General features: G+C 70.8%; 7 protein-coding genes. All 7 read left to right on the top strand.

Annotation, left to right across the window (positions count from 1 at the left end; all coding sequences use genetic code 11):
• On the top strand, positions 1 to 331 hold a 331-nt coding region (locus tag DBR36_RS13905; RefSeq protein ID WP_219927662.1), incomplete at its 5' end, for a GNAT family N-acetyltransferase.
• Positions 328 to 1,431: an FAD-dependent oxidoreductase gene (locus tag DBR36_RS13910; RefSeq protein WP_108320333.1), complete on the top strand. Its 1,104-nt coding sequence runs from the start codon at positions 328 to 330 to the stop codon at positions 1,429 to 1,431. The genes DBR36_RS13905 and DBR36_RS13910, both read left to right, overlap by 4 nt.
• 210 nt (positions 1,432 to 1,641) lie before the next feature.
• Entirely contained in the window at positions 1,642 to 3,258 is a 1,617-nt protein-coding gene (locus tag DBR36_RS13915) for an ABC transporter substrate-binding protein (protein ID WP_108320335.1), read from the top strand.
• Positions 3,259 to 3,291: 33 nt separating this feature from the next.
• A complete protein-coding gene (locus DBR36_RS13920; RefSeq protein ID WP_108320337.1) occupies positions 3,292 to 4,248 on the top strand; it encodes an ABC transporter permease in 957 nt (318 codons plus the stop codon).
• A 12-nt stretch (positions 4,249 to 4,260) separates the two neighbouring features.
• Positions 4,261 to 5,190, top strand: coding sequence for an ABC transporter permease (locus DBR36_RS13925; protein WP_108320339.1), 930 nt, complete (start codon positions 4,261 to 4,263; stop codon positions 5,188 to 5,190).
• Positions 5,187 to 6,830, top strand: a complete 1,644-nt coding sequence (locus tag DBR36_RS13930) for an ABC transporter ATP-binding protein (RefSeq protein ID WP_108320341.1) — start codon at positions 5,187 to 5,189, stop codon at positions 6,828 to 6,830. Before DBR36_RS13925 ends, DBR36_RS13930 begins: the two co-directional genes overlap by 4 nt.
• Positions 6,827 to 8,170, top strand: a complete 1,344-nt coding sequence (locus DBR36_RS13935) for a M20/M25/M40 family metallo-hydrolase (RefSeq protein ID WP_108320343.1) — start codon at positions 6,827 to 6,829, stop codon at positions 8,168 to 8,170. The genes DBR36_RS13930 and DBR36_RS13935 overlap by 4 nt, the downstream gene beginning before the upstream one ends.
• Positions 8,171 to 8,224: the final 54 nt, after the last annotated feature.

Below are 8,224 nucleotides of genomic sequence, written 5' to 3' on the forward strand. Positions count from 1 at the left end.
CGTCGACGTCGTCCTCGTCCTCGACGCCGACGGCGAGGCCGTCGGTCACGCGGCGCTGCGCGCGCTGGGTGAGGAACTCGAGGTCAAGCGCGTCTTCGTGCAGCGGCGTGCGCGTGGCAGCGGCGCGAGCCGTGCCCTCATGGCGGCGCTGGAGGACCTCGCCGTCGAGCGCGGGGCCAATCGGCTGATCCTGCAGACGGGTGACCGTCAGCCCGAGGCCATCACGCTCTACCAGCGCATCGGCTACCACCCGATCGAGACCTTCCCGCCCTATGTGCGATTCGCGGGCTCCCGCTGCTTCGCCAAGACGCTGACCCCCTCCGTCGCATGAGCGAGGAATCCGTCGACGTCGCGGTCATCGGTGCGGGGGCGATGGGCGCGGCGACCGCCTGGCAGCTCGCTCGGCGAGGGGTGTCGGTCGAGGTCTTCGAGCAGTTCGAGCCGGGCCACGTCCGCGGCGCCTCGCACGGCGCCTCGCGCAATTTCAACGTCGCCTACGACGAGGCGACGTACCTGACCTGGCTCCGCGAGGCGCGGGTGCTCTGGCGCGAGCTCGAGGACGAGAGCAGCGCGGCGCTGCTGACCGTCACCGGGATCGTGACCCACGGCGGCAGCCGCGACCTCGAGTCCACGGCGGCAGCCATCCGCGCGGGAGGTTTCGACGCGGACCTGCTCGACGCCGGTGAGGCGCACCGGCGGTGGCCCGGCATCCGTTTCGACGGGCCGGTACTGCACACCCCCGACGCGGGGCGTCTGCACGCGGACGCGTCGGTCGCTGCCCTGTTGGGTCGCGTCGAGGCGCTCGGCGGTCGGGTACACGGCCGAACGCGGGTCGAGGACCTCGACGTGCGCGACGACGATCACGTGGCCTTCCGCGCGGTGGACGAGTCCGGTGAGCGTCGGGTGCGCGCGCGTCGCGTCGTCACGACCGCCGGTGCGTGGACGTCGCGGGTCCTGGGGACGACGGATGCCGCGCGCGCACTGCCGCGGCTGCGCGTCACGCAGGAGCAGCCGGCGCACTTCGCCCCGCGAGATGCGGCGACGGTGTGGCCGGGGTTCAACCACCTGCCCGCACCGGACGCGCGCGAGACGGCGTGGTTCCCGGCCGGCATCTACGGAATGTTCACACCGGGTGAGGGCGTGAAGGCGGGCTGGCACGCCGCCGGCCCCGAGACCGACCCCGACCGCCGCAGCTTCACCCCGGACCCCGCCCTGACGGCGGCGCTCGTTCGATACGCCCGCGAATGGCTCCCCGGTGTCGACCCCGACGACTTCAGTGAGATCACCTGCACGTACACGTCGACGCCCGACTCGCGCTTCGTGCTCGACCGCTTCGGCCCGGTCGTGGTCGGTGCGGGGTTCTCGGGCCACGGTTTCAAGTTCACGCCGGTGATCGGCCGGATCCTCGCCGACGCCGTCGTCCGGGACTGAGACGCTGCCGGGCCGGTGCGGCACCCTCCGGTCGTGTCCGAGGCGACCCCGCCGACCTGTGCCGCTCGACGCCCCGCCGCGTTGGCGCGCGCTTCGCGACGGGGCAACGACATGACGGCCTGTGACCGCGCGTGAAGCCCCGCGTCGGGGTTTTTCCCGGCGTGACGCCCTCGAAGGCGGGGACGGCCCGCACGCATCAACCTGGATCGCATGCCTCTTCTTCGAACCCGTTCCCGCGTGCTCCCGGTCGTCGCGGCCGTGGGCGCCGCGCTCGTTCTCTCCGCCTGCAGCTCGACGAGCACGAGCTCTGCACCGACACCCTCCCGCGAACCCGTCTCGGGTGGCACCCTGACCTTCGCCATCTCGGTCGACAGTCAATGCATCGACCCGCAGCAGGTGGGCAACAACGACGCGATCGCCATCGCCCGCCAGACGGTCGCGTCGCTGACCGTCCAGGACCCCGACACCGGCGAGATCCTGCCGTGGCTCGCTGAGGACTATCAGGTCAACGACGATGCGACGAGCTTCACGTTCACGCTCCGCGACGGCGCGACCTACGCCGACGGCGCCGCGATCGACGCAGCGTCGGTGAAGACCAACTTCGAAGCCATCCAGGCACTCGGGGCGAAGGCGCCGCTCGGCTCGTCCTATCTCGCCGACCTCGAGAGCATCGAGGTCACGGATGCCAAGACGGTGACGATCACGTTCTCGCGTCCGAGCGCGCAGTTCCTCCAGGCGACGTCCACCTTCAGCCTGGGCCTGCTGTCTCCCGCCACCGCGGCGGTCAGCCAGGCCGACCGTTGCCTCGGCGACTACGCCGGCTCGGGACCGTTCACCGTCGGGAACTACACGCCGAACCAGGGTGCGACCCTCGTCCGTCGTCAGGGGTACGACTGGGGGCCCTCGACCAACGGTCATAGCGGCGAGGCGTACCTCGACGCGATCGAGTACGTCGTGGTGCCCGAGGCGGGCAACCGCACCGGAAGCCTGCAGTCGGGGCAGATCGACGCCACGACCGGCATCTCGGCGACCGACGCCGTCCTCTTCGACGGCGACGGGTACACGAGCCAGACCCGCGCCAACCCTGGAGTGGTCTACAACCTCTACGCCAACCAGTCGACGCCCAAACTCGCCGATCCCGACGTGCGCCTGGCCATTCAGAAGAGCATCGACCGCGAAGAGATCACGTCGACCCTGCTCGGGCCCGAGGACAAGGTGGCCGTCTCGCCCCTCGCTTCCTCCACGCCGTTCTTCACCGACCTCAGCGACGTTCTGACCTACGACCCGGACGCCGCGCGCACGCTGCTCGACGACGCCGGATGGGCCCCCGGAGCCGACGGCATCCGCGAGAAGGGCGGTGACAAGCTCAGCTTCCTCGTCACCTATTGGCAGTCGCCCAAGGAAGTGCTCGAGCTCGTCCAGCAGCAGCTGCGCGAGGTGGGTGTCGACCTGCAGGTGAAGTTCGCGAGCATCGCCGATTCCCAGGCGGCATCGGCCGACGGCACCTACGACTTCGTCTACGGCAACCTGACGCGGTCCGACCCGGACGTGCTGCGCACCGTCTTCACGGCGGACAACCCGAAGGGCAACACGCGGCGCACCACCCGCTCCGCCGTCGACGACCTGCTCGACGAGCAGTCGGCGATCACGGATCCCGCGGCGCGGCAGAGCGTCGTCGACGAGGCGGCGCGCGCCCTCATCACCGAGGGCATCACGATCCCGATCTACGAGCTCTCCACCACCATCACCGCGGCGTCCAAGGTGCAGGGCCTCACGTTCGAGGCGTCGAGCCGACTCGACTTCTACGACGCCTGGATCGCCGAGTAAGGCCGCGGGAGCAGGGACGAGGAACGGATCATCATGTGGCGGACATATATCGCGCGCCGAGTCGGACAGGGGCTCATCGTCCTCTGGGCGGCATACACGATCTCGTTCCTCGTCCTCTACCTGCTGCCCGGGGACGCCGCGGCGCTCGTCGCGGGCGGCGCGGAGCAGGAGGCGGTGGATCCCGAACTGGTGGCGCGGCTGCGCGCCGAGCTCGGGCTCGACCGGCCGCTGTGGGAGCAGTACCTCACGGCGCTCGGGCGCGCCCTCACGGGCGACTTCGGCGCATCGACGCAGACCGGGCGCTCGGCGGCGGACCTGCTCGCCGAAGCCCTGCCGTCGACCCTCGCGCTGACCGGTCTCGCTCTCGTGCTGGCCGTGGTCTTCGGCACCGTCCTGGCGTTGGCAGCCTCGCTCGCGCCCACGCAGTGGCTGCGCAACCTGCTGTTCTCGATCCCGCCCGTGGGCGTGTCGATCCCGGTCTTCTGGATCGGTCTGCTGCTGCTGCAGGCGTTCTCGTTCCAGCTGCGGTTGTTCCCCGCCATGGGCGACCAGGGATTCGTGAGTCTCGTCCTTCCGGCGGTCACGATCGCCATCCCCTCGGGGGCGTTCATCGCGCAGCTGCTGTCGCGCAGTCTGCGTTCGGCCCTCGCCCAGCCCTTCATCGAGGTCGTCCGCGCGAAGGGTGCGGGCGAGGCGCGCGTGCAATTCGGTCATGCCCTGCGCAACGCCGTCATCCCGACCCTCACCATGAGCGGCGTGCTCGTGGGCGGCCTGCTGTCCGGCGCCGTCGTGACCGAGACGGTGTTCTCGCGGCTGGGGATCGGGAGGTTGGTGGTGACCGCCGTCAACAACCGCGATGTTCCGGTCGTGCAGATCGTGGTGGTCTTCGCGGCGCTGGTCTTCGTCGTCGCGAACCTGCTCGTCGATCTCGTCTACCCGGTCATCGACCGCCGCATCACGCTCGCCCGCTCGGCGCTCGTCGCCGTCTGAGCCGGAGGAACCATGGCCATCATCCTCACCGCCCCCGCAGAACCCGCGGACCCCGTCCAGAAGCAGTCCTCCTCGCGGGGCGGTCGACGTCCTCGGCGTGAGGATGCGGGTCGGTCACGTGCCGCGCGCGGCATCCGTTCCGTCCTGCGTCAGCCCACCCTCGTCCTCGCCGTCATCGTGCTGGCCGTCGTCGTGCTCTGGGCCGTGGCGCCGACCTGGTTCACCTCGTGGGACCCGATCGAGGGCGTCGCGCGGAATCGACTGCAACCGCCCTCGGCGGAACATCCTTTCGGCACGGACAACCTCGGTCGCGACCTGTTCTCGCGCGTCGTCCACGGGTCGGCCACCTCGCTCGTCGCAACGAGCGTCGCGGTCCTCGTGGGGCTCGCCGTCGGCTCAGTCTTCGGCCTGCTCGCGGGCTTCCTCCGGGGCGTCGTCGACGACGTCATCATGCGCTTCATGGACGTGCTGCTGGCGATCCCGAGCCTGCTCCTGTCGCTCGCCCTGATCACCGCCCTCGGGTTCGGGACGATCAACGTCGCGATCGCGGTGGGGCTGGCGAGCGTCGCGTCGTTCTCCCGCGTCATGCGTGCGGAGGTCCTGCAGGTCGCGACGGCGGTCTACGTGGAAGCGGCCCGCGTCTCCGGCGTCCGGTGGTACACGATCCTCACGCGCCACGTCCTGCCCAATGCCTCCGGGCCGGTCGTCGCACTGGCGGCCCTGGAGTTCGGGGTCATGGTGCTGGCCATCTCGTCGCTGTCGTTCCTCGGCTTCGGCGCGCCTCCACCCGCGCCGGAGTGGGGCTCCCTCGTGTCGGGTGGGCGTGACTACCTCGCCATCGCCTGGTGGCTGACGACTCTCCCGGGGGTGGTGATCGTCGCGGTCGTGCTCTCGGCCAACCGCATCTCACGCGCCCTCGAACGTAACGGAGGAAACCGATGACCGCGCTGCCCGGCCCTCTGCTCGAGGTCGACGGTCTGACCATCTCGTACACGGTCGAGGGGGAGTCGCGAAGGGCCGTGGCGGATATCTCGTTCAGCGTCGGGCGTGGTGAGGTCGTGGCGATCGTGGGCGAGTCCGGTTCGGGCAAGAGCACGACCGCGCACGCCGTCATCCATCTGCTGGCCCGCAACGCGCGGGTCGACGCCGGCGCGATCCGCTTCGCCGGCGAGGATCTCACCCGACTGTCACCGCGCGCCTGGCGTGGCGTACGGGGCCGCCGGATCGGTCTGATCCCCCAGGACCCGGGCACGAGCCTCAACCCCGTCACGCGTGTCGGGAGGCAGGTCGCCGAGCCGCTCGTCATCCACGGGCTCGCCTCGCGCCGTGCGGCCGACACGCAGGCGGTCCGTCTGCTGGAGCTCGCCGGCATCCCCGAACCCGAGGCGCGCGCGAAGCAGTTCCCGCACCAGTTCTCGGGCGGGATGCGCCAGCGCGCGCTCATCGCGACGGCGCTGGCGGCCGAGCCGGAGCTCGTGATCGCCGACGAGCCCACGAGCGCCCTCGACGTCACGGTGCAGAAGCAGATCCTCGACCACATCGACACGCTCGCCGACACGCTCGGGACGGCGGTCCTGCTCATCACCCACGACCTCGGCGTGGCGGCCGACAGGGCCGATCGCATCATCGTCATGCAGCACGGCCGCATCGTGGAGCAGGGTCCCGCGCGAGTGGTCCTCGAGCAGCCGCAGCACCCCTACACGCGAGCGCTCATCGACGCCGCACCGGGGCTGGCGAGCCCGGGCGTCGCTCGCCCCCGCCGCGAGAGCGGGACGGCACCCGACCGGGGCGAACCGCAGGTTCCCCTCCTCGAGGTCGCCCGACTGCGCAAGGAATTCGCGCTCCCCGGGCGCCGGCGGCTCGTCGCCGTCGATGATGTCTCGTTCACCCTCGAGCGCGGAGAGACCCTCGCCGTCGTGGGGGAGTCCGGTTCGGGCAAGAGCACCACGGCACGACTCGCCCTGCGCCTGGAGCAGCCCACGGCCGGCGGCATCCGCTTCGACGGCATCGATCTCGTCGCCGCCGGGCGGGAGCAGGTGCGGTCGCTGCGTCGACGGTTCCAACTCGTGTACCAGAGTCCTTACGCCTCGCTCGATCCGCGGTTCTCGATCGCCGACGTCGTCGACGAGCCGCTGCGCGCGTTCGGCGTCGGCGACAAAGCGGCCCGAGCGGCCCGCGTGCGCGATCTGCTCGATCGGGTGGCCTTGCCGGCCGACACGGCCCGGCGTCGGCCCGCCGAGCTGTCGGGCGGCCAGCGCCAACGCGTCGCCATCGCGCGCGCGCTGGCGACCGGTCCCGACCTGGTCGTCCTCGACGAGGCGGTCTCGGCGTTGGATGTGTCGGTGCAGGCGCAGATCCTCGATCTGCTCGTCGACCTCCAGCGCGATCTCGGCGTCTCGTATTTGTTCATCAGCCACGACCTCGCGGTGGTGCGCGAGATCTCGGATCGCGTCGTCGTCATGCAGAGCGGCAGGGTCGTCGAACAGGGCGCGACCGCCGACGTGCTCACCCGGCCCCGTGAGGAGTACACGCGTCATCTCATCGACGCGATCCCGGGGCGTTCGCGCGAGGCCGCGTCATGACCGGTGACACGTCTCTCGCACAGCAGACGGTCGAGCTGCTGCAGCTGTTGATCCGCAACGCCGCCGTCAACGACGGCACCCCCGATTCGGGTCAGGAGTGGCGTCAGGTGCGCACCCTGCAGGAGTTCTTCGCCGGGGCGGGTGTCGAGGGCGTCGTCGTCGAGCCGCACCCGGGACGCCAGTCGTTGATCGTCCGCATCGGAGGCACCGATCGCGGCGCACCGTCGCTCGCCCTGGTCGGGCACACCGACGTCGTCCCCGTCGAAGCCGCGGGATGGGAGCGCGACCCGTTCGCCGCCGAGATCGTCGACGGCGTGCTCTGGGGACGCGGCGCGATCGACATGCTGAACCTCACCGCCGCGTACGCCGTCGTCACCCGCGCGATCGCCACGAGCGGTTTCCGTCCGCGCGGCGACCTCATCTTCGCGGCCGTCGCCGACGAAGAGAGCGGCAGCCGTTTCGGGGTCGGATGGCTGACCGAGCACCGGCTCGATCTGATCGACGCCGATTTCGTGCTGACCGAATCCGGCGGTGCCCACGCCGGACCGGCGCCCTCGCTCGGGGTGATGGTGGGAGAGAAGGGCGGAGCGGGCCGCTCGCTGCGCGTGCGGGGCGTACCGGGACACGGCTCCGCGCCGTGGGGGACGCGCAGTGCCGCGGTCATCGCGGCCGAGGCGGTGACGCGCCTGGCGCGCTTCCGAGGTCCCACCGTGATCACCCCGCAGTGGCGCGCGTACGCAGGGGCCCTCGACCTCGACCCGGAGCTGCGGTCCGCGGTCACCGATCCCTTGAGGTTCTTCGAGGGCGTGGACGGGCTCGGCGAGCTGAACGGTTTCGCGCACGCGTCGACCCACACGACGATCTCGCCCAACGTCATCCGCGCGGGGGACAAGGCCAACGTCATCCCGGGCGAGGCGACCGTGCAGCTCGACATCCGCATCCTTCCGGGTGTCACCCCCGACGATGTGCGGGGGTACCTGCGCGATGCGCTCGGAGACCTGCTCGAGCACATCGACATCGAGGGCGACTGGTTCGGGGAGTCCACGATCTCGCCGATCGACACGCCTCTCTACGCTGCGCTCGGAAGCGCCGTGCGCCGTGCGTATCCCGGCGCGCAGCTTCTGCCCATGCTCGGGATCGGCGGCACCGACGGCAGGTTCTACCGCCGCCGCGGCATCCCCGCCTACGGGTTCGGCGTGCTCAGCGAGCGATGGGACTACGGCACCTTCCGACGCCTCTTCCACGGCCACAACGAGCGCATCGATGTGGATTCTCTCGATCTGACCGTCCACGCTCTCGACCACGTCGTGCGCACCTTCCACGACCCCGACAACACCTGACAGGCCGTCGTGACGACGCTGCCGGGAGGGCGCCCGATTCCGGGAGGGGATGCC

The organism is Microbacterium sp. HMWF026 (genome assembly GCF_003061325.1).
GTDB classification, from domain to species: domain Bacteria; phylum Actinomycetota; class Actinomycetes; order Actinomycetales; family Microbacteriaceae; genus Microbacterium; species Microbacterium testaceum_E.

Excerpts from the sequence above, each read along its gene's own strand:
- DBR36_RS13935 (WP_108320343.1), top strand. The coding sequence starts at position 6,827 with ATGACCGGTGACACGTCTCTCGCACAGCAGACGGTCGAGCTGCTGCAG.
- DBR36_RS13920 (WP_108320337.1), top strand. The coding sequence starts at position 3,292 with ATGTGGCGGACATATATCGCGCGCCGAGTCGGACAGGGGCTCATCGTC.
- DBR36_RS13925 (WP_108320339.1), top strand. The coding sequence starts at position 4,261 with ATGGCCATCATCCTCACCGCCCCCGCAGAACCCGCGGACCCCGTCCAG.
- DBR36_RS13930 (WP_108320341.1), top strand. The coding sequence starts at position 5,187 with ATGACCGCGCTGCCCGGCCCTCTGCTCGAGGTCGACGGTCTGACCATC.
- DBR36_RS13915 (WP_108320335.1), top strand. The coding sequence starts at position 1,642 with ATGCCTCTTCTTCGAACCCGTTCCCGCGTGCTCCCGGTCGTCGCGGCC.
- DBR36_RS13910 (WP_108320333.1), top strand. The coding sequence starts at position 328 with ATGAGCGAGGAATCCGTCGACGTCGCGGTCATCGGTGCGGGGGCGATG.